This is a genomic window from Bradyrhizobium sp. USDA 4451 (assembly GCF_054822585.1).
Window position 1 is genome coordinate 834,180 of the sequence record NZ_JBTRCH010000001.1, and the last position, 20,705, is coordinate 854,884.

The 20,705-nt window shown below is 64.2% G+C and carries 22 protein-coding genes; 9 read left to right on the forward strand and 13 right to left on the reverse strand.

What is annotated here, in order from left to right; genetic code table 11:
• Positions 1-37: 37 nt before the first annotated feature.
• Together ACVMB0_RS03800 and ACVMB0_RS03805 are read left to right on the forward strand one after the other, a co-directional pair.
• Positions 38-409: an ElaB/YgaM/YqjD family protein gene (locus ACVMB0_RS03800; RefSeq protein WP_461345359.1), complete on the forward strand. Its 372-nt coding sequence runs from the start codon at positions 38-40 to the stop codon at positions 407-409.
• A 158-nt stretch (positions 410-567) separates the two neighbouring features.
• Complete coding sequence (locus ACVMB0_RS03805; protein WP_461345360.1) at positions 568-1,014, forward strand: hypothetical protein; 447 nt, start codon at positions 568-570, stop codon at positions 1,012-1,014.
• 131 nt (positions 1,015-1,145) lie between these two features.
• On the opposite strand, the gene ACVMB0_RS03810 is transcribed toward ACVMB0_RS03805, so the two are convergent.
• The 5 genes from ACVMB0_RS03810 to ACVMB0_RS03830 form a co-directional block, all read right to left on the reverse strand.
• Complete coding sequence (locus tag ACVMB0_RS03810; protein ID WP_461345361.1) at positions 1,146-1,538, reverse strand: hypothetical protein; 393 nt, start codon at positions 1,536-1,538, stop codon at positions 1,146-1,148.
• A 654-nt stretch (positions 1,539-2,192) separates the two neighbouring features.
• On the reverse strand, positions 2,193-2,369 hold the full coding sequence (locus ACVMB0_RS03815) for a hypothetical protein (RefSeq protein WP_456752094.1): 177 nt from the start codon (positions 2,367-2,369) through the stop codon (positions 2,193-2,195).
• 104 nt (positions 2,370-2,473) lie between these two features.
• Positions 2,474-3,400: a DMT family transporter gene (locus tag ACVMB0_RS03820; RefSeq protein ID WP_456752093.1), complete on the reverse strand. Its 927-nt coding sequence runs from the start codon at positions 3,398-3,400 to the stop codon at positions 2,474-2,476.
• Between the two features lie 37 nt (positions 3,401-3,437).
• Positions 3,438-4,118: a transglutaminase-like domain-containing protein gene (locus ACVMB0_RS03825; RefSeq protein WP_456752092.1), complete on the reverse strand. Its 681-nt coding sequence runs from the start codon at positions 4,116-4,118 to the stop codon at positions 3,438-3,440.
• Between the two features lie 131 nt (positions 4,119-4,249).
• Positions 4,250-4,471 carry a hypothetical protein gene (locus ACVMB0_RS03830; protein ID WP_456752091.1) on the reverse strand — a complete coding sequence of 74 codons (222 nt, stop codon included), beginning with the start codon at positions 4,469-4,471 and terminating at the stop codon, positions 4,250-4,252.
• Positions 4,472-4,631: 160 nt separating this feature from the next.
• Here ACVMB0_RS03830 and ACVMB0_RS03835 point away from each other — a divergent pair, with 160 nt between their 5' ends.
• Both ACVMB0_RS03835 and ACVMB0_RS03840 read left to right on the forward strand, forming a co-directional pair.
• On the forward strand, positions 4,632-4,886 hold the full coding sequence (locus tag ACVMB0_RS03835) for a hypothetical protein (protein WP_456752090.1): 255 nt from the start codon (positions 4,632-4,634) through the stop codon (positions 4,884-4,886).
• 312 nt (positions 4,887-5,198) lie between these two features.
• Entirely contained in the window at positions 5,199-6,530 is a 1,332-nt protein-coding gene (locus ACVMB0_RS03840; RefSeq protein ID WP_456756372.1) for an IS1182 family transposase, read from the forward strand.
• A gap of 309 nt (positions 6,531-6,839) precedes the next feature.
• On the opposite strand, the gene ACVMB0_RS03845 is transcribed toward ACVMB0_RS03840, so the two are convergent.
• Together ACVMB0_RS03845 and ACVMB0_RS03850 are read right to left on the reverse strand one after the other, a co-directional pair.
• Complete coding sequence (locus ACVMB0_RS03845; protein ID WP_456752089.1) at positions 6,840-6,962, reverse strand: hypothetical protein; 123 nt, start codon at positions 6,960-6,962, stop codon at positions 6,840-6,842.
• 37 nt (positions 6,963-6,999) lie between these two features.
• Entirely contained in the window at positions 7,000-7,176 is a 177-nt protein-coding gene (locus ACVMB0_RS03850; RefSeq protein ID WP_456752088.1) for a hypothetical protein, read from the reverse strand.
• 177 nt (positions 7,177-7,353) lie between these two features.
• Here ACVMB0_RS03850 and ACVMB0_RS03855 point away from each other — a divergent pair, with 177 nt between their 5' ends.
• Positions 7,354-7,626, forward strand: coding sequence for a hypothetical protein (locus ACVMB0_RS03855; protein ID WP_461345362.1), 273 nt, complete (start codon positions 7,354-7,356; stop codon positions 7,624-7,626).
• A gap of 25 nt (positions 7,627-7,651) precedes the next feature.
• Here the strand turns inward: ACVMB0_RS03855 and ACVMB0_RS03860 are convergent, their stop codons facing one another.
• The 3 genes from ACVMB0_RS03860 to ACVMB0_RS03870 all read right to left on the reverse strand — a co-directional run bounded on the left by ACVMB0_RS03860 (position 7,652) and on the right by ACVMB0_RS03870 (position 13,110).
• Complete coding sequence (locus tag ACVMB0_RS03860; protein ID WP_456752086.1) at positions 7,652-7,897, reverse strand: hypothetical protein; 246 nt, start codon at positions 7,895-7,897, stop codon at positions 7,652-7,654.
• A gap of 145 nt (positions 7,898-8,042) precedes the next feature.
• Positions 8,043-12,146 (reverse strand): ATP-binding protein, encoded by a 4,104-nt coding sequence (locus ACVMB0_RS03865; RefSeq protein WP_461349585.1) that lies wholly within the window; start codon positions 12,144-12,146, stop codon positions 8,043-8,045.
• Positions 12,147-12,297: 151 nt separating this feature from the next.
• Positions 12,298-13,110 carry a response regulator gene (locus tag ACVMB0_RS03870; protein WP_212012335.1) on the reverse strand — a complete coding sequence of 271 codons (813 nt, stop codon included), beginning with the start codon at positions 13,108-13,110 and terminating at the stop codon, positions 12,298-12,300.
• Between the two features lie 283 nt (positions 13,111-13,393).
• On the opposite strand from ACVMB0_RS03870, the gene ACVMB0_RS03875 reads away from it, so the two are divergent.
• Entirely contained in the window at positions 13,394-13,597 is a 204-nt protein-coding gene (locus ACVMB0_RS03875) for a NepR family anti-sigma factor (protein ID WP_018269610.1), read from the forward strand.
• Positions 13,597-14,145 carry a sigma-70 family RNA polymerase sigma factor gene (locus tag ACVMB0_RS03880; protein WP_016847265.1) on the forward strand — a complete coding sequence of 183 codons (549 nt, stop codon included), beginning with the start codon at positions 13,597-13,599 and terminating at the stop codon, positions 14,143-14,145. The genes ACVMB0_RS03875 and ACVMB0_RS03880 overlap by 1 nt, the downstream gene beginning before the upstream one ends.
• A 376-nt stretch (positions 14,146-14,521) precedes the next feature.
• Here the strand turns inward: ACVMB0_RS03880 and ACVMB0_RS03885 are convergent, their stop codons facing one another.
• On the reverse strand, positions 14,522-17,425 hold the full coding sequence (locus ACVMB0_RS03885) for an EAL domain-containing protein (RefSeq protein WP_461345363.1): 2,904 nt from the start codon (positions 17,423-17,425) through the stop codon (positions 14,522-14,524).
• Positions 17,426-17,637: 212 nt separating this feature from the next.
• Here ACVMB0_RS03885 and ACVMB0_RS03890 point away from each other — a divergent pair, with 212 nt between their 5' ends.
• Positions 17,638-18,003 carry a methylamine utilization protein gene (locus tag ACVMB0_RS03890; RefSeq protein WP_461345364.1) on the forward strand — a complete coding sequence of 122 codons (366 nt, stop codon included), beginning with the start codon at positions 17,638-17,640 and terminating at the stop codon, positions 18,001-18,003.
• A gap of 7 nt (positions 18,004-18,010) precedes the next feature.
• On the opposite strand, the gene ACVMB0_RS03895 is transcribed toward ACVMB0_RS03890, so the two are convergent.
• The gene (locus ACVMB0_RS03895; protein WP_456752082.1) at positions 18,011-18,994 is read right to left on the reverse strand and encodes a hypothetical protein; all 984 of its coding nucleotides are present in this window, start codon (positions 18,992-18,994) and stop codon (positions 18,011-18,013) included.
• A 310-nt stretch (positions 18,995-19,304) separates the two neighbouring features.
• On the opposite strand from ACVMB0_RS03895, the gene ACVMB0_RS03900 reads away from it, so the two are divergent.
• Positions 19,305-19,466, forward strand: coding sequence for a hypothetical protein (locus tag ACVMB0_RS03900; RefSeq protein WP_456752081.1), 162 nt, complete (start codon positions 19,305-19,307; stop codon positions 19,464-19,466).
• 56 nt (positions 19,467-19,522) lie between these two features.
• Here ACVMB0_RS03900 and ACVMB0_RS03905 read toward each other — a convergent pair whose 3' ends face one another.
• The gene (locus tag ACVMB0_RS03905) at positions 19,523-20,551 is read right to left on the reverse strand and encodes a cytochrome-c peroxidase (RefSeq protein ID WP_456752080.1); all 1,029 of its coding nucleotides are present in this window, start codon (positions 20,549-20,551) and stop codon (positions 19,523-19,525) included.
• Between the last annotated feature and the right edge of the window lie 154 nt (positions 20,552-20,705).

The window sequence follows — 20,705 nt, forward strand, 5'->3', positions numbered from 1 at the left end:
GTTTTTCCCGCAACACGCGAATGATGCGGGAGCTCTGATGTCGAGCACGGACAGCGTATTTGGGATCAAGAACATGACCGACAAAGCGACCTATGAACGCCTGGAAAAGGATGTCACCGCCGTGAAGAACGACATAGCAGCCCTGACCGAGCAGATCACCGACGCGCTCAACTCATTTGCCAACAACGCCGGCAAGCAGGCCCGCCGCCGCTACAAGGAAGCGCGCGCCAATGCGGAGGATGCGCTCGACGACGTGTCGGAGCGCGGCAGCGCGATGATGGGCGCGGCGCAGGACGCGGCGTCCTCGATCGAGGAGACGCTGGAAGATGTGATCACGCAGCGGCCGCTGGCGACCGTCGGCCTCGCGGTCGGCCTCGGCTTCCTGATCGGCCTCACCTGGCGGCGCTAGAGCATGATCCGGAAAAGTGGAAACCGGTTTTCCCTCGCGACAGACGCCAAAGGCGTTTGCGCGGAGATGCTCAAAACAAAGCGATGAGATCATGATGCGATTCCGTGGAAACGGATCATGATTTAGCTAGAGCGCAAGGTTGAAGGCGAGGCTGGTCGATGCTTCAGCGGCTGATCGATGACGTCAAGGAGTCCACCGGCAGCGCGCTGCGGCTGATGTCGCTTGCCGCGGCGGCTGCGATCGCGCTGTTCATCACGCTCGCCTTCCTGTGCGCGGCCGGCTTCGTCTACGTGTTGCAGCACTACGGACCGATGGAAGCGTGCCTGTCTGGCGCAGCGCTATTCCTGGTCGTCACCTTGATCGCCGTCGCCGTGTACATGTCGCGCAAGCGCGAGATGCAGCGCCGCGCGGAGAAAGCCGCCAAGGCGACGAAATCGGCCGCGGCGACCATGTTCGCCGATCCGGCCTTGATCGCCACCGGCTTGCAGATCGCACGCGCCGTCGGCGTGAAGCGGCTGGTTCCGATCCTCGCGGTCGCCGGCCTCGCGCTCGGCCTGATGGCCAGCCGCGGCGCTGCCAGCAGCAGCGAGCCGGAGGAGGAGTAAAGCCCTCCACCGTCATTCCGGGGCTCGCGAACGAGCCCCGGAACCCACTAGGCCACACGTCTCATGGTGAAATGGATCACGGGCTCGCGCCAAGTGGCGCGCCCCGGAATGACGTCAGGAGGATGCCCTGCTCAGGTCACGCAGCGGCCGGGCTGCAGCAGCTTGGCCACTTCGGTCAGGACGCTCACCACGGGCTCACAGGCCACCTTGCGGGTATCGCCGGGTCGAGCCCGGGCGGGCGCTGCGGGATGATTGCGGGCCTCTTCCCGCGCCACGGGGACGCGGACCAGGACCGACGTGTCGGGCAGCCGATCGAGCTTCAGAGCGACGGTCCGGCTCGGCAGGGCGGCCGCCGGAACCGCGGCACGATCGGCCTTGGCGGCACGGTTGACGGCAAGCTCGGGCGCCAATGCGGTCGTAACCTGCTGGCCGCCAATGAGATCGTGGCCGGATGCCAGCTGGACCGCGCCAAGCGTCAAGCCAACCGCCAACGCAGCGAAAATTCCCTTTTGCTTCTTTGACATGGTGGTGTCCCTCGCCCCATGGAAATTCCCGTTGGCGATCCTGGACACAACGCGAACGAAACCTGTGGGGTTCTCGCGTGCGGCCATCACTTAACCGTGTACGAAATATTTTTACCGGCACGGAACGAGTCCGGGGGCCTGCGAGTCATTGCAACAGCCGGTTATTCCCCCTGCCCCATTGACCGGCGACGTAGGGCGCGGCCGTGGTGATGCCGGTCGCGCCCTGCTCTTTTTCAGCAGTGCTTTGCGCGGGCTGCCGCGGGCGATGCGTCAGCCGGGCTGTCGCGTAGCTGGCGCACGGGAAATCACGCGAAGCAGCAGCCCGCTCGAGAGGAGCGCCTGCGTCAGGCATCGTCGCTTGTCGGGGCGTCCTGGGATCGCACAACCGTCACCTCGCGACATGACGGGCAGCGACCGACGTGAAACTTGATTCCGGTCGTCTGGTCGTCAACGAGCATCAGTTCGCTCAAGGGCTCGCCGCATTTGCAAGTGACGGTTTTCTTATCGGCAAAATACATCAGACGTCCTCCATAAGCCTGGAGATCTCATCTCGTCATCGGGGTGAGCCTGCCCGCCGTGCTCGCCCGCTCGCATCCGCTCCTTCTCGGTTTGTCAGGTCCAGGCAATCCGGACGATGGCCATGGCTCCCGGCGCTTATTTCGCGGCGGGCTTGCGGGACTCGGCTGCTTCGCGCGCCTGCCGCTCGGCCTTGAGGCGTTGGAAATTGTCGTAGAACGCCTTCTCGTTGGCGCGATGCTCCTTCATCGCCTGCGACGCGTCTTGCTGACGCTGCGCATCACGGTCCTTGCGCTGCTGGGGAGTCAAATTCATACGACACTCCGATAAAGTATTGAATCGCCGATGAATTCAACGCACGAGCTGACAAGAGGTTGCATCGGGAGCGAGGCTTCCGGCAGCGGGCAAGCTTGCCCGGCCTATTTGCGCAGGCTGGCCCAGACGCCGCCGAGGATCAAAAGACCGCCGATCAGATGGATCAGCTTCGGCGGCTCGCCGAGGATCAGCCAGGACAGCAAGGCGCTCGCGATCGGCGCGACATAGAGCACCAGCGACGTCCGCACCGAACCGAACCGTGCCCCGAGCCAGGCGAAGCCGGCATAGGCGGCGAGACCCGGCACCAGGCCGGCGAAGACATAGGCCTCGAATGCCCGGGCGTTGAACACCGCCGCCGGTGTCGCCCACATCTCCTGCAGCGCCGGCGGCAGCGAGCACAGCGCGCCGGCCGCCGAGAACAGGCTGACCCGCGCCAGCAGCGAGGCGCGCGGCGCGACGCGCGATTGCACCAGCGTGTAGCCGGACCAGCCGAGCATCGCGCCCACCACCAGGAGATCGCCCCAGGCCGCGCTCGACTGCGTCAGCGTTTCCAGATGGCCGCCGGAGACGATCAGCAGCGCGCCGGCGAGCGCCAGCGCCGTGCCGAGCCATTGCAGCGGACCGATATGCTCGATGCCGAGCGCCGCCGAGATCAGCAGCACCATGATCGGCGACAGCGCGAAGATCAGCGCGATGTGGATCGCAGTCGTCGTGATGCCGGCGATGTAGACCGGGCCGCCGCACAGGAACATGCCGAGGAAGCCGGCGGCGAGGATCGGCCAGAAATTCGGCGCCAGCGGGATCTTGCCGTCGCGGATCGCCGCGATCGCAAACGGCGCCAGGCCGATGGCGATGATGCTCCAGCGGAAGAAGGCCAGCGAGAACGGCGGCACCGAGCCGGCAAGGCCGCGCGCCAGCACCTGGTTCGACGCCTGGCCGACGGCGACCAGGATGAAGCCGGTCAGCGCGACCGTGTCCTCCCAGCCCGTCGCCGGGCGGCTGACCTGCGCCTTCGGCCGCTCCGCATCCATGACACCGCCCCCTCAAGCCGGTGCGCCGCGGCGTGCGCTACTGCTCCGCCGCTTCCCGCTCCATGTCGCGGCCGGCCATGTCCTCGCCCTGCATGTTGGCATATTCGCGCGCCATCTCGCGCATCAGGAATTTGGCGGGGACGTCGTGATAGGTGCCGTGGTCGTTGACATACTGCATGTAGGCGCGGCCTTCGCCGTCGAAGGGATGCAGCAGCGCATCCGCATGGCCGTCGAAATCGAGCGGCGCAACACCGAGCTTGGCACACAGCGTGTCGTTGAAGGTCGGGGTCGCCTTGCGCCAGGCGCCGTCGACGAACACTTCGGTGAAGCCGTGCCAGGTGAACAGGTCCGAGCCCATGCTCTGGCGCAGCTTCTCGGTGGTGAGGTGATTGCGGACGTCGGCGAAGCCGACCCGGGCCGGGATGCCGTGCACGCGGCAGGCCGCCGCATAGAGCGCCGCCTTGCCGACGCAATAGCCGTTGCCGGCGGCGAGCACGCTGGAGGCGCGATAACTCTCCGGCGAGCGCATGCTGACATAGGGGTTATAGCGGATGCCGTCGCGGACCGCGGTGTAGAGCCGGCTCGCAATCTCGCGCGCGCTGGCGCCGGGTGGAACGGCGGCGCGGGCGAACGCCTCGACGGCGGGATGGTCGCTGTCGATATACTCGCCGGGGTCGGTGTAGAGGCGGCTGATCGTGTCAGGGAGATGCTCGGTCATGCCGCAAGCTTAGCAAGCAACGGGACCAGATCAATGCAGCTCGTACAACCCTTGTCGCAGCCCTGCCCCGCCGGCTTGAGGTTTACGCGTTTTCTTGACGCGAACCGGTGCCACTTCGCGTGAAAGCGCGTCTAGTTCTTGAAGCGTTCGTCCAACTGCGGCGGCCGGTAGCTGCGCCGCTTCGCCTTGAAATATTCGCGTGCGAAATGGATGCCGATCCCGATCAGGAACGGCGGGGCAAGCGCGGCAGCGATCATCAGCGCCGTGATCGACTTCGGCGTCAGGATGTCCAGCACCATCGACGCCAGCAGCCACAGCGTGGCAGCAATCACCGCGACGTCGACATGCTTCATTCCCCGATCTTTCCCTGGCCACCATCCGGGTTCCATCCTACCGACTGGCCCCGCGCGCGCCAAGGATTCCGGCGGCAAACGATACCTGTGGCCCTTCACTTTTTGGAACGACGCTCGCGCAGCCCACGTTGATCCGCAGCAACCAGATGCGGAGACTACGATGGGGAACTCCAGTGACATCCACAGCGGCGTAGACCATCCCGCCAGCCGGAACGGCGTCAACGACCCGGTCGGCGGGGTCGACGTGAAGCGGACATTCGATGACAACCAGACGCCGCACGAACGCGCGCAATGGGCCGCCGATGTGCGTGCCGACGCCTCGCCCCGGAGCGAGGAAGCATTCCTTCCCGAAGCGCTGCGGCGGCCGCCGACCGCACCGCTCAACCCGCGCACCGGCCGCCGTCCCACCGATTAGAGCCTTCCCGCTCCGATGGAATCATCGGAGCGGGCTCCGTGACCCGTTTGCTTCACGCGAACCGGTATCCGCTTCGCTCGAAAACGCTCCAGCCGGAGCGTCGCAGGGGCCGAATCCAAAATACCGGAAAACAACCCCATGCAAAGGAGCCGGCGGCGGCAAGGGTCGACGGCCAGCAGCCGGGCCGCGTCCTTCGAGACGGGCCAAAAGGCCGCTCCTCAGAGGGTGTGATTTTTTTGGGGTTTCAGCGAGCATTATAGCCGAAAGCCGGCGCGGTGTGATTCTCTGGCGATGATGGATTCGCGGGAGGTGATGTTGGCTGCCGATGAGTTGTTTGGGGACCTGCCGGAGCAGGCGAAGCCACCAGCCGAAGCGGGCTTGCCCGGCGCTCCGCGGCTGCGTGAGCCCCAGCGCGACCAGATTGCGCTGCGAGCGGTTGATATTGAGAGCCTGATCGGGGAAGACCATCCGGTGCGGCTGATTTGGTCTTATGTCGAAGAGCTTGATCTGAGTGAGTTGGAGGACCGGATCAAGGCTCGCGGCGATCGTCCCGGTCACCCCGCGACCTCGCCCCGGCTTTTGCTGGCGCTGTGGCTCTATGCCGCCAGCGAAGGCGTTGGCAGCGCGCGGGCGTTGGAGCGGCTGTGCGAGAGCCACGATGCCTATCGCTGGCTGTGCGGCGGGGTGTCGGTGAACTATCACCTGCTGGCAGACTTCCGGGTCGGCAACGCCGATCTGCTTGACCGACTGCTCAGTGAGCATCTGGCAGCGTTGGCAAAGGCCGGTCTCGTCGATCTGGAGACCTTGGCGCAGGATGGCATGCGGGTCCGGGCCAGCGCCGGGGCCGCCTCGTTCCGGCGCGAGGCGACGTTGGATAAGCATTTGGCGCAGGCTGAGGCCGTGGTGGAAGACCTCAAGCGCGAGGTCGACACACGCTCGGACGCCAGCAATAAGCGTGCCCGGGCAGCCAAGGAGCGGGCCGCGCGGGAACGCAGCGCGCGGGTGAAGGCGGCGCAGACGGCGCTCGCCGAGATCAAGCAGCAGCGCAAGGAGCGCGAAGAAAGTCGCGGCAACGGCAAGACGCCGAAGGAGCCGCGGGCCTCCACGACGGACGCCTATGCACGGGTCATGAAGATGGCGAACGGCGGCTTCCGCCCCGCCTACAACGTGCAGGTGACGAGCGTGGCCGGGGAGCAGATCGTCGTCGACACCAGAATTTGCAACATCGGATCCGATCGCGGCCTGATGCGCCCCATGCTGGAGCGGCAGCGTGCGCGGCCCGGAGGGTTGCCCAAGGACCATCTCGTCGATGGCGGCTTTGGCAGTGCCGAGGACATCGAATGGGCCTATGCCGAGGGCATCGATATCTTTTGTCCGCCCACTCAATCCAAGCACGGTACCGATCCCTATCTACCGCGGCGCGGCGACGGTCCGGGGGTGTTGGCCTGGCGTGCGCGAATGGCGAGCGAAGAGGGCAAGGCCCGATACAGGTCCCGGTCGATCTGCGAGTGCATCCATGCCCGCTGGCGCAATTGGGACCTGCGGCAATTGACCGTGCGCGGCATCGAAAAGGTCCGTGCCGTCGTGCTCTGGTACGCCCTCGTCAACAACATCCTGCAAGGCAACCGCCTCTCCAGAGCCTAAACAACGGGTCATCGCCGAACTCGAACTCAAACCTGCCAATTGCTGCGACGAACAGCCGCCAAAAACTCCGCAGGAGCCGAATCCGTCACAAGCTCTCAGGATGACGGTTGACCATTAGGTCGTGAACAGCCGTAGGCCGCCGAACCGTGCGAGGATCGAAGGCGCGATGTAGGCGCCGGCCGGCCATAACTCACCCCGCTGCATCAGCACGACCGCATTCGGGGGAGAAGGTGGAGAAGGCGCGTCAGGGCGACAGAAGGTGGGCGGAGCGGCGGGAGCAAGGTGGCGCGCCACCGCTCCGGTGTTGGCTCATGCGGTCGTCGACAGCATCGCGTTGAGCTCGACCGCTGTCTTCAGCTGTTCGATGCGTGCCATGATCTGCTCGCGCTCGACGCCACGCGGCAGCTGCGCGAGTTGGGTCTCAAGCCGCACCCGATGCTCCTCAAGCCGCTGCTCGAAGGTGTGGGGCTCAGACCGTTTCCGCCTTCGAATCGTTCTCTCCATCGTCCACCTCAGGTGGTTGCAGACCGGGACTATTGGCCCAGCGGTCCAGTTCATCGATGACGCGCGCGTGGCTCGGGCGCCGCGGTTCCGGAGCGCTCGGCTCCTCGGATAGCTTGCGGGGCAGCTTGACGTGGTTAGTCATGGCATCTCTCCCGCGATGTAACGAAAGAGGTGGCCTGACGTTCCTTTATTTTTTTATAACGCATTGATTTTGCTTGATTATTTTACTCATTCGGCGTTTTTGTCTCAAGTATTGGAACTCGCGGAGAGTTTGCTGGTTTAGCGAGTTACTCAACTCGCTAAGTCTGGGTAATTAACGATGAACGAACTGCGGGCCGAGCGATTGCAAGTCATGCTATCGCCAGAGGAACTGGCTGCCCTCGACGATTTCCGATTCAAGCACCGCATGCCGACGCGGGCCGCGGCGGTTCGCGAGCTGCTGAAGCTCGGCATGGCTGGCGGCGGGACCGATGGGGCCGCTGGAGTAAAATCCAGCGAATACGGGGTGTTCGATCGGGGGCCCGACGGGCACACCCCAGTCGACGCGCAAGGCACGACGCCGCAACAAGACGCTGCGCCGCAAGAGGAGTGATGGCGCATTGACCTGGCAAGCCTATTCAGCCGGAGACAAAGAGGTCCACGACGGCCTTCAGGAGACAGACCACGAGCGCCGACGTGAACATCGCTGTGCCAAGATCCGCAAGATAAAGCAGCTGCGCCTTCTGCTCCGCATCGAGCCGCGCGATCGCTTTGCGCATGGCCAAGCTCCCTTTTCGGGAGAACGCGTCTCGCGAACCTCCGTTCCTGCGGCCATCGCACAGGCGCCGCACCGCCAGGGCCATGCCGCCGAGCTTCAGCGCCATCGCGCCGATCTCAGAGCTTGTCGGCGGCACCCGCCGGGTGAAGCAAATCGAGATTGCAGGCTGCACGGCCGCGAAAGCTCGAGGCCGAGCGCGATGCCGGTCCGCGCGACAAGGACGTAGATTCGAGCGAGCACCGGATCACCCGCTAGAATCCGTCCAAGACCTCGCGGACCTTGGTCGCCAATTCGTCGATCGAAAACGGCTTCGGCAGCAGATTGGTGCCGGGATCGAGGATGCCATTGTGAACGATGGCGTTGCGGGTGTAGCCGGTGGTGTAGAGTACCCTGAGGCCCGGAATGCGCTCGCGCGCTCGTACGGCAAGATCGTGGCCCGACATGCTGGGCATGACCACATCCGTGAACAGCAACGCCACCGATAGGCCGCCATCGAGCAGTTGCAGGGCGTCCTGGGGATTGGCAGCACTGACCACGGTGTAGCCGAGCTCCCGGAGCGCCTCGACCGAAACGCCACGCACGCGATCCTCATCCTCGACCACCAGGATGACCTCGCTCGTCTGCCCGCGGTATGAGGCGATCGCCGCACGCCTGATAGGGTCCGGATCTGCTTCGCCACGGTACCGCGGCAGATAGATCTTGACGGTCGTACCGACCCCAATCTCCGAATAGATCTTCACATGGCCGCCGGACTGGCGCACGAAGCCATAGACCTGGCTGAGGCCGAGGCCAGTACCTTTGCCGACCCCTTTGGTGGTGAAGAAGGGATCGAACGCCTTGGCAATGACCCCTTCGGCCATGCCGCTGCCGTTGTCCGCCACAGCGATCATGACGTATTGACCGGATGGAATCGAATATGCCCTCGCCGCGACCTCGTCGACATAGCAGTTGGCGGTTTCGAGCGTGAGCTTGCCGCCACCCGGCATAGCATCGCGGGCGTTGACGCATAGGTTGAGGACGGCGTTTTCGAGCTGGCCGGAATCGGCGCGCACGCGCCACAGGCCCGCGGCCAGCACGGTTTCAAGCCCGATGGTCTCGCCAAGCGTCCGCGCCAGCAACTCGGCCATGCCCGATATCATCTTGTTGACGTCAAGCGTAACCGGCGCAAGCGGTTGCTGACGCGAGAAGGCAAGCAGGCGTTGGGTGAGGCCCGCGGCGCGCTGTGCGCCATCAACGGCGGCCGCGACGAAACGCTCGACGTCGTTTTCGCCCTTCGCAAGCTTGCGCTGGATCAGATTGAGGCCGGCGATGATCACCGCCAGCATGTTATTGAAGTCGTGAGCGATGCCGCCCGTCAACTGGCCGACGGCCTCCATCTTCTGGATCTGTCGCAGCTGCTCCTCGGCCTTGGTCCGTTCCTGGACTTCCTCCACAACCCTTTGCTCCAGAGTCGTGTTGAGGGCCTGCAACGCGGCCTCGGCGCGGCGCCGCTCGGCGACTTCACGCTCGGCGGCTTGAAACAGCCGCGCGGTGTCGATCGCGGTCGCGGCCTGCGCGGCGATACCGGCGATCAGTCGCTCTGCTCGCTCGCCGAAGACGCCCGGCTCGGGGTGGCCGAAGAACAGGCCACCCAGCACCTGGCCGGAGCGCGACACAACCGGTGCCGCCAGATAGCTGCGCACCGGCAGATGCCCTTTCGGCATCCCGTAGTGCGGATCGTTCTTGCCGTAGCGGGGATCTTTCAGGATGTCGTCAGACCGCACGATCGCATCGCCATTGAAGGTCGGTGCGAACACCGCGGTGTTGCGCGGCATCGGGAATCGCGAGAACGCCTCGCGCGGCGCGCCCGATAGGGTGTAGAGCATGTAGCTCTCGCCCTTGTCGTTGATAACGTTGTAGAAGAACGACCCGAAGGATGCGCCGGTCAACTCGGTCGCCGCATCGGTGACGATCTGGACAGCACGATCGAGATTGAGTTCGCCTGCAACCGCACTGCCGACCTTGTTCAAGAGCTCGAGGACATGCGCCTCCTCTTCAAGCCGCGTCGCGCGCTCCGACCGCGAGGCAGACAGTTCGAGATTCGCGGCGACGCGCGCAAGCAGCTCCCTCGCGCTGAACGGCTTGACGAGATAATCGTCGGCGCCGATCTGCAGGCCCTCGACCTTCGCCTCCTCACCGGCGCGTGCCGAAAGGAAGATGACCGGCAGGCCTTTCAGGTCCCGATCGGAGCGCAACGCGTTAAGGAGGCTGATGCCATCCAGGCGCGGCATCATAATGTCGCTCAGGACGAGATCGGGCCGCTGCCGCCAAGCCGCCTCCAGCGCAGCCTGCCCATCTTCGACCGCCTCGACGTCGTAGAGCGGAGCGAGCAGGCGGCGCACGTATTCGCGCATGTCCGAATTGTCGTCAGCGAGCAGGATGCGTTGCCGCCGTCCGGCAATCGCTGACGCTGCAAGACCGAGATCCTCCGATGACGAGGGATCGGGTCGATCGTCGGGATCACCGCCGTCCAGCCATCCCATTGCCTCATCGAGATAGGCCTGTGCACGAACACTGCTCGAAGCGACCGCGTTGCCCGCACTGATCTGCTCGGCCGGAAGATGTCCGCTTCCGAACGGAAGCGCGATGGTGAAGGTGGTCCCGCGATCGATCTCGCTGTCGACGCGGATCTGCCCACCATGCTGCTTCACCAGTTCGCGTACCAGCGCAAGGCCGATACCGCTTCCTTCGAAGGAGCGGCCGCGCGCCCCCTCGACGCGCTGAAACCGATCGAATATGTGCGGCACCGCCGACGCAGGAATGCCGGTCCCCGTGTCACCCACGACGATCTCGGCCGCAGTACCGTCGGGCGAGGCCTTGATGGAGACCGCGATCTCTCCATCGAATGTGAACTTGAATGCGTTCGAGAGCAGGTTGAGGACGATCTTTTCCCACATGTCGCGGTCGACATAGACGGGCTCCGGCAGCGGCTCGGTCTCGATCACGAGACCCAAACCGGCCTTCTCGACAGTCGAACGAAAACTCGAGGCAAGGTCGGACGTCAGCGCAACAAGGTCGACCGGCTCGTATGTGGCGGTAATCCGGCCCGCCTCGATACGCGCGAAATCCAGCAGCGTGTTGACCAGCTTCAGCAGGCGCTGACCGTTGCGGTGTGCGATGTCAAGCAGCGAACGCTGCTCTTGCGGTAGATGCTTATCCGCCTTGCTCATCAGTTCTTCGAGCGGACTCAGCATCAAGGTCAGCGGCGTGCGGAATTCGTGGCTGACATTGGAGAAGAAGGTCGTCTTGGCGCGATCGATCTCGGCCAGTGCCTCGGCGCGGCGGCGTTCCTCCTCGTAGGCCTGGGCATTGTTGATTGCGGCGGCGATCTGCGCCGATACCAGCCCGAGGAAGCTCGTGTAGCGTTCGTCATAGAGGCGGAATGGATTGAGGCCGGCAATCAGGAGGCCGGCGACCGCGTCACCGGCGGCAAGCACCGGCAGGACGACAGCCTGCTCCGGCGCCTGCCGCCAGCCGCCGGATGGAAAATCGAGACCGAACAGATCTTTCAGGTTCCGCACCAGCACGCCGTCACGGCCGGTCTGCGCCTCGGCGACCGGCCACGGCTCGCTGCCGTCAAGCGAGAGCTGCGGCTTCACCCCGCTATGATGCCGATCGATGCCGCTAGTCGCCGCCAGGCGCGCCACCTGCTCCTGCGGGTCGATCAAATAGATCATCGCAAAGGGCAGATCCCGGGGATCGGTCGCAAGCGCGGCGGCGCTGCGTTCGCAGGTCTCCTCGACGCTCCGCGCCTCGGCCGCGCGGCTGGCAAGCTCGCGCAGGAGCGAGAGCTGGCGCTCGCTGATGACGCGCTGCGTATCGTCGGTATTGGCGCAGAAGATTCCGGCTGGCACGCCGTCGGCATCGGGAATCGGGCTGTAGGAGAACGTGTAGTAGGTCTCTTCCGGAAACCCATTGCGCTCCATGATCAGCAGCTGGGCCTCGACATAAGTGCCTTCACTCCCTCCCATGGGCTTGTTTAGAAGCGGAGCAATGTCATCCCAGATCTCGCGCCAGACCACGCGCGTCGGCTGTCCCAGTGCCCAGGGATGCTTACCGCCGATGATCGACTTGTAGGGATCGTTGTAGAGGAACGTCAGATCGTCACCCCACCCAATCCAGATCGGCTGCTGCGAGGTGAGCATGATGCGCACGGCAGTCTTCAGGCTCTCCGGCCAGCTCTCGGGCGGACCTAACGAAGTACTCGCCCAATCCAAATTCTTGATGAGTGCCGCAAGCTCGCTGCGGCCGATGAAGAGACGCTCGGTGAGTTCATCACCAGCAGCTATCGGGGTTTGCAATATCGACACAATCAGCCCGCCAGGCCCAAACAATAAGGAGCAAACTCGTGTCGATGATCTCTGTTCCGCAATAGGTAGACGCACCCGTCGGGTTGAACGACCCAAACAAAAAACCGGCGTACCTTTCGGTACGCCGGTCGCATTTGCCCTCTTGCGTAAACTCAGCTCATGCCGACGCGGCGCGCGGCGTGCGGTTGCGCGAGTTGCGCTGGAAGAACAGCGCCTGGCTCGCCACCGCCGACACCATCGCCGGCTGGAACGGCTTCGAGATCAGGAACGCCGGCTCCGGCCGCTCGCCGGTCAGGAAGCGCTCCGGATAGGCGGTGATGAACACCACCGGCACCTCGAAGGTCCGCAGCAGCTCGTTCACGGCATCGAGGCCCGACGAGCCGTCGGCGAGCTGGATGTCGGCGAGGATCAGGCCGGGCTTCTTGTTCTTGGCGAGCGCCACCGCATCGGAATGCGTGCGCGCGACGCCGATCACGTTGTGGCCGAGATTCTTCACCAGGCTCTCGAGGTCCATGGCGATGAAGGTCTCGTCCTCGATGATCAGGACGTCGGTGGCGATCTCGGCGGCCATCTCACGGCCGGCGGCATCGGTCAGCTTGCGCGTCTCGGCGATATCGGTGCCGAGGATGTAGCCGACCTCCTCCTCCGAAAAGCCTTCCAGCGACAGCAGCAGGAAGGCCTGCCGCGGCAGCGGCGTGATGTTGGAGAGCCGGCGCTCGGGTGGCAGCGACAGCGTCGCCACGTCTTCGTTGTCGTTGTTGTTCACCGACACCGAATTCCAGATCTGGGTGAACAGCCGAAACAGGCCGGCGCGGGGGCCATGCGTCTGGTCCAGCAATGAGCCATCCTGCAACAAGGCCTCGAGCATGGCCCCGACATAGGCGTCCCCCGACGCCTGGTTTCCGGTCAGCGCGCGAGCGTAACGGCGCAACAACGGAAGGTGCTCGGCAACGATCTGCGATCGGGACATTCCCACTCCATCCTTGTTCGTGAGGCCTACCGGCCTGAAACCCGTTGTCTGGGGACGACAGTATCCAGTTTACAGAATCCAGCTCCGGGGGACCCCGTCTCCCCTGCTTGGCCGATTACGCGCGAAAGCCGGAAAAGTTCCACGAAATAGTTCCAGCCTTCCGGAACTTTATGCGCAACTTCGCATTAGCTCCTGACCGACGAGGTAACGCGGCCAGCCTCTCTTTTCGAGGAAACGACTTGAAAATCAGAGACTTAACTCCCGGGGAAGCGTGGATCAGATCATGAAGGAAGTAAAGAAGCAGGGCGGTCTCAACGCCGAGATTCAATCGAGAATCGGCCACCAGCTTCGCGCCATGTACGACGACGTGGTGCGGCAAGGGGTGCCCGACCGCTTTGCGGAGCTGATCCGCAAACTCGACGGACCCGAGGCCGCCGCGGCGGCCGTGGCCGGGGGCGATACCGACAAGAACAATGGAGGGGACTAATGCCTCTCACAAATGAACTCCGCGACGACATCTTAGCGTCGGTGCCGAGCTTGCGCGCCTTCGCGATCTCGCTGTCCGGCAATGGCGACCGCGCCGACGATCTCGTACAGGAGACCCTGCTGCGTGCGATCGCCAATATCGACTCGTTCCAGCCTGGCTCGAACCTGCCCGCGTGGCTGTTCACTATCCTGCGCAACCTGTTTCGCTCCGACTACCGGAAGCGGCGGCGCGAGGTGGAGGACGCCGAGGGTAACTATGCCAAGACGCTGAAGAGCCAGCCGTCGCAGGCCGCGCATCTGGAGTTCGAGGAATTCCGGGCGGCGCTCGAAAAGCTGCCGCAGGACCAGCGCGAAGCGTTGATCCTGGTCGGCGCTTCCGGCTTCTCTTACGAGGATGCCGCGGCGATCTGCGGTTGCGCGGTCGGCACCATCAAGAGCCGCGTCAACCGTGCGCGATCGAAGCTCTCCGCGCTGCTCTATGTCGACAGTGCCGAGGATTTCGGCCCCGACAACACCGTGCGCGCCGTGATCGGCGGCAATGGCGGCTAAGCGAGACGCGCGATCAGTCAACGAAAAGGCGGCCGATCGGGCCGCCTTTTTGATTGAGAGCAGATCACGTCGACGCGATCGCCGGGCGCGCCGTCTTCGCGCAGTTAGTCTGTGCGTCACAGACGCTTTTTCCGCGGATCTGTGACGACTACAGCCGTCATTGCGAGCGAAGCGAAGCAATCCATCTACCCGCAAATGCGGTTGGATGGATTTCTTGGTCGCTATCGTCCCTCGCAATGACGACGGGGAGAACCGTGACGCAGTCAGATTAGAGCATGACGAGAGATTGATCTGCAGCGGCGTCGAAACTTCACCTCCCCTCGGGAGAGGTGAACCGACAGCGCGCAAAGCCGGGTCAACCCAATCTCGTCGCGCTTCAGCTCGCCATCGCCTTCTCGACCGCAGCCGGCTTGAAGCCGTTTCTCAATTCGAGGATCTTGGCCGCGATTTCGGTCACCGGGACCGGATGACTGAACAGGAAGCCCTGCGCCTCGTTGCAGCCCTCGGCCCGCATGTGATCGAGCTGCTCGACGGTCTCGATGCCCTCGGCGATCGTGGTCATGCCAAGGCTTCTGCCGAGGCTGATGACGGCGCGGACGATCGATTTCGATCCATGCGTCGCGGTCGCGTCGCGCACGAACGACTTGTCGATCTTGAGCTTGTCGAACGGGAAACTTCGCAGATAGCTCAGCGAGGAATAGCCGGTACCGAAGTCGTCGAGCGCGATGCGCAGCCCCTGCGCCTTCAGCTTGTGGAGCGTCGCCAGCGTCTCGTTGCTGTTCGCGAGGAAGACGGATTCGGTGATTTCGAGCTCCAGCCGGCGCGCCGACAGTTTCGACGCCGCGAGCGCGTTGACGACGACGTCGATGAAGTCGGGATCGCGGAACTGGACCGCGGAGACGTTGACCGCGAGCTTCATCTCGCCGGGCCAGGTGACGGCCTGCTCGCAGGCCCGGTTGAGCACCCATTCGCCCAGCGGGCCGATCAGGCCGATCTCTTCCGCAATCGGGATGAACTGGTCCGGCGGCACCAGCCCGCGCTTGGGATGATGCCAGCGCAGCAGCGCCTCGAAGCCGCAGATGCGGTCGAGATGGAGATCGTACAGCGGCTGGTAGAACAACGAGAACTCGTCCTTGGACATCGCCTCGCGAAGGTCGAGCTCGATCGCCCGGCGCCGTTGCAGGCTGGCGTCCATCGCAGGCTCGAAGAAACGCCAGGTGCCCCGCCCTTCCATCTTGGCGCGGTACAGAGCGACGTCGGCGTTCTTCAACAGCTTCTCGCCGGTGGCGCCGTCGCCCGGCGACATCGAGATGCCGACGCTGCATCCGACCACGACGCGATGCCCGTTCAGCTCGTACGGCGCGCCGACGCATTCCACGACGCGGCGGGCGAGGCGTTCGGCCTCGTCTCCGCTCTGGACGCCGCACTGGATCACCGCGAACTCGTCGCCGCCCAGACGTGCGACGGTGTCGACCTCACGGACGCAGGCGTTGAGCCGATCCGCGACCGCGCACAGCAATTCGTCGCCGACCGGATGCCCGAGCGTATCGTTGACCTGCTTGAAATTGTCGAGGTCGAGGCAGAACACCGCAAAGCCAAGTCCGCGGCCGACTTGGGCGACCGCGAGCTCGATCCGTTCGGCCAGCAGGGTCCGGTTCGGCAGCTTGGTCAAGGCATCGTGCCGGGCCATGAACGCGATCTGCGACTCGGCGCGCTGCTGCTCGGTGACGTCCTCGCAGGTGACGAGCCAGCCGCCATCGGTTGTCGGCCGTTGCGCGATGGCAATGATCCGCCCGTCGCTGAGATGCTGCAGATAGTTGCCGTCGTGCTGGGCCATCGACCACTCGCGCTCGGCGAGCAGGTCGGCGACGGTCCGGTCGCCATGGTTGCCGGCGGCGATGCTCAGCTCGAGCACGTCATCCATGGTCATTCCGGGAACGACGAGCTCCGGCGAAATATCGAAGATTTCGCAGAACCGGCGGTTGGCGACCTGCAGCCGCGCCTCGCTGTTGTAGAGGCACAGGCCCTGCGACATGTGGGTGAGCGCCGCATCGAGCCGCAGATTGGTCTCATGCAGCTCCGCCTTCTGCTGCTTCAGCGCGGAGATGTCGCTGTAGACCAGGACGACACCGCCCTCCTGGGTCTCGCTGCGGCTGACGCGCAGCCAGCGTCCGTCCGACAGCCGGGCTTCGCTGGCAAAGCCGTCGACCTCGCCATCGGCCGGCGCCAGCCGTGGCGCTTCGACCGACTGCAAGAGCTGCGGCGAGAGGCGGATGAACTCGCTGGCGCGCGAATTGGCCAGCGCGATCTGGCCGTCGGCATCGAGCAGCACGACGCCTTCGCGCGACGTCTCGAGCGCATCCGACAACCGCGCCTGCGCCGAGCGGCGTTGCGAGACTTCCTGATCGACCATCCGGCGGATGTTGTCGCGCATGGTTTCCATGGCGGTCAGCAGCGTGCCCAATTCGTCGGTGCCGCCCTTGGGGACGGTCGCATCGAGGTCGCCGGCGGCGATGCTGCGCGCGGCCCTGGAGGCGATGGCGACGGGGCCGATGATCCGGCGCGCCAGCAGCCATGAGAACAGCGCCGACAGGAACAGCGCGACGGTCAGCCCGGCGACATTGAGCTGCAGGTCGCGCTTGATCGTCGAGAGCGCCTTTTGCCGGAAGAGAAAGCCGTCGCCGGCGGTATAATTGACCAAGAGCTCGACCTGCTGGCTGACGATCTTGGAGTAGCGATCGAGGTCGTCGACCGTGGTACCCGGTCCATGCGGATCGGCCGCCGGCTGTCCGTCGACCGACGACCCGACTGCCCGGCGATGCAGCGCCATCCAGGCGTCGGCAGCCTCCTGGACCTTGGCGGCGGCTTGCGCGGCCCGCGCGGACTGCGAGCGGTCGGCTGCGATCGTCAAATCCTCCGAGAGGGTCTTGGCGAGCGTTTCAATCTGGCCGTCCAGGCTGGCGCGGACCTCCGGATCCGTGGTCAGCAGGCGCTGCGACGAGGCGACCCGCATCGAGGCGAAGTCTGCACCGGCGGCGCGGGCGTAATTGATCGACATCAGGGATTCGTCGAACGTCTTCGCCACCAGATCGCCGGCGTGACGGATGCCAAGGATGGAGTATCCGCCGAGCGCGACCGCAACCGCACTCATCGCAAGGCAAAAAATCAGGATCTGGGTCCGGATCGAACCCTTGGTCAGGGCAAGACGCGAGAGCCGCCCGGTTGCGAACCGGAAGGCCGCAGCGCTCTTCACTTTGAGATTGCCCAATAGGCTATCCATGCCCGCGTTTCGCCGTGTGCTCGATACTCAAGCTACGCAGAAACGCGCAGCGCTGCGGAAAAATGACTGTCTGCTCAAAATTGCTTTAGTAGTGACTGCAACTCATGCTGAAATCGTTAAGATCGGCTGGCGATAATCGGCCTTACAGGTAATCCGGGACGCACCAATTGCAGCCTAGAGTAGCCGGTATTGGAGTTCCAAACGGGGGTCTCATGCAGTCAGGCTTGTCGCGCGCCCTGCGCCTCGGCCAGATCGGCGGCGTGCCGATGGTGATCGCGATCGTCACGGGGGCGCTTGCCGGAGCCGCTTTGGGGGCGGCTCCCCAGGTCATTTCGCAGAAGGATCGTGAATTCAAGCCCGCGGAGATCTCGATCAAGCGCGGCGAGGCTTTACGGTTCATTAACGATGACGGCGAGCTGCTCCATCACGCTTATTTGAGCACCGATGCCTTCAGTTTCGACTCCGGCGACCAGCAGCCCGGCAGCAAGTTCGACGTCGCCTTCACGGTGCCCGGCGACTACACCGTGCTGTGCGGCATCCATCCGAAGATGAAGCTCGCCGTCCACGTCGCCAAATAGCTGTGGTCTACAAGACCGACGTCTTGAACAGCGCGGCGTGGCCGAAATAGTAGACGAATAATGTCAGCGACAGCGCGGCACAGAGCGCGACCGGGGCAAGCCACGGCGCGCGGCGATCGCGCGGCAACACCTTGTTGTCGGCGGCAATCGCAATCAGCACGGCGATGATCGCCGAGTGTCCGATCGTGTCGATCTTGCCGAACTCGAAGCACGCGCTGATGAACATTCCCGTCAGCACGGCGGCAGCGCAGCGGCGGATCAACGGCGTCCAGATCAGGGCAAAGGCGAGCGTGAACTCCACCATGCCCGCGGCGCGCATATAGAACTCATTGTCGAAGCCCAACGTCATCGAGGCGTGCTCGATCAGGAGCGGGAAGCTCCATTCCGGATAAGCCCATTTCTCGATCGAGGCCCACATCAAGGTCACCGCCGCGGCGTACCGCATCACGTCGATCGGCCGGATCCCGAACAGATCCTTGTTCAGTCCGATCAGCGCAAAATAGGCGGCAACGCCGAGAAAAATCGGGTAGTCGGCGAGATGAAAAATGCCGTAGCCGCGGACGCCGATCCCGAACAGGATCACCATGCCGACGGCCGACAGCGGCAGCGTGCGCCGCGACAGCATCCCGGCGGCGATCGCAAGTTGCAATGCGCCCACATACGGCGACGTCGTCTTCAACTCGGGCGTCAGCAGGATCCCGCCCACAGCCCAGATCGAGATGAAGAAGAACGCGGCCACCGCGCGCATCATCAGCTCGGTGCGCAGCCGCAGCGGCTCGGTGATGCGGTCGAGCACCCGGATCGTCGCATCACCCAGCGACGTCGGCTCGATCAGGCAGCCTGCGAACAGCCAGAACACGGCGACGCCGAGCAGCAGTTCAAAATCGAGGCAAAGGACGTTCTCGAGTCCGCGGGGCTGGCCGGCGACATCGTAAGCGCAGAACCATTTGACATGTGCCTCGGCACTGCGCGCGGCTACGACGCAAAACAAAACCGCTGCAAGGCACGTGGCGAAAAATGAGCGTACAGCCGAGCCGGCATCGCGCTCCCGCCCACTAAACATTGAACCAACCGCCCGCACACACTTTAAGGACTTGTTCAACTTATATCAAATTTTACGGTTACGCCCGTCTGCAACAGCTCTCGGTTGCATTGTGGTTAATCGTGGCGCGCGCGCCCCAGCCTGTCCTCGAGTGCCGCTTTTCCGGCCGGTTCCATCGAATTTTAGGCAATTCCGGCACGGGCGCTCAATTCAACTGTCGTAGTGAAATCCGGACAAATCGGATCGGGAGGCCGGTTAGATGTTCGGAGTGCTGAGTGCCGTCAGTATCGGGGTGGGGTCCGCCCTCGCCTATGTGACGAAATCGTCCCTGTCGCGGACGGAAACCCTCGAGACCTGCGCGGGCGCCTGCCTGATCGTCGGGCTTGGCCTCCTGGGCGCCGCGCTGCCGCACCTCGCCTGACGAGTCTCGTTCGCCGGCCTTGTGACCCTCGAGCCGCTTACCTTTTGGGCTCGCGCTCAGCGCGGCAGTTTGGGAATCCCGGCCACCGGCGGGTCGGTGGCGGTCAGGGTTTGCAGGAAGGCGATCAAATCCTTCTTCTCGTCCGCGGTCAGCGACAGCGGCTTGATGTCGGGCGATCGGCTCGGCCGTTCGATCCCGCCTCTGTTGTAGAGCTCGATGACATCTTCCAGCGTCGCGACTGATCCGTCGTGCATGTAGGGCGCCCGGCGCGCGACGTCGCGCAAGGTCGGGGTCTTGAACGCATATTTCAGCTTCGCCGAGGTCGGAAAGTAGCGGCCGCGGCCGATGTCGTGGCCCTTGGCGGTGCCGATATCCTGGAAGGACCCGTCGGAGAAGGACGGGCCGCTGTGGCAGGACGAACAACGTCCCTTGCCGTTGAACAGATCGAATCCCTGCTTGGCTGATGCGCTGATCGCGCTCTCATCACCCTTGATCCAGCGGTCGAACGGCGCCTCGCCCGCAACGATGGAGCGCTCGAAGGTCGCAAGCGACTGTTCGATCCTCGGCCGCGTGATTGCGCCGTCGCCGAACGCGCGGGCAAACGCATCGACATAGCCTGATATCGCCGACAGACGCGCGATCAATTCCGGCTCGGTCATGTTCAGGTTCGCGGGGCTCAGGATCGGCCCGAACGCGACGGATTCGAGATCCCTGAACTTGCCGTCCCACCCCAGCGGCTCGAAGAAGGCCACGTCGATCAGCGTCGGCGAACGGATCGGCAGCCCCTTCGGATCCTCGCCGATGGCGCGTGGAAGGCCGTCGGCCCAGGACAGGCTCGGCTTGTGGCAGCTCGCGCAGGCATGCGTCTTCGACCGCGACAGCAGCGGATCGAAGAACAACATCTGCCCAAGCGCGGATTTCGCCTCCGAATAGGGATTGCTGCTCGGGAAGGGCACGACGTCCGGCCGGCGATAGCTTGCACGAATGGCCGCAGGGTCGCGCGGCTCCGTCGCCGGGGTCAGGGCAAGCGACAGCCCGACCGGCAAGACTGCTGCGAGCAAGGTCAGGCTGACCCAAAGCCTCATCGGGGTCCTCAGACGGTATCCTGCTCGGTATATGCCGAAGCATGTTCAACGAAGTTTTAACGCTCGGTTGCGGGCAACTACGGATGCCGGGCGATGGTCCTGGACCATCGCCCGCATATTCCCATCAACGTGATTACGATCAATCCGCGCAACG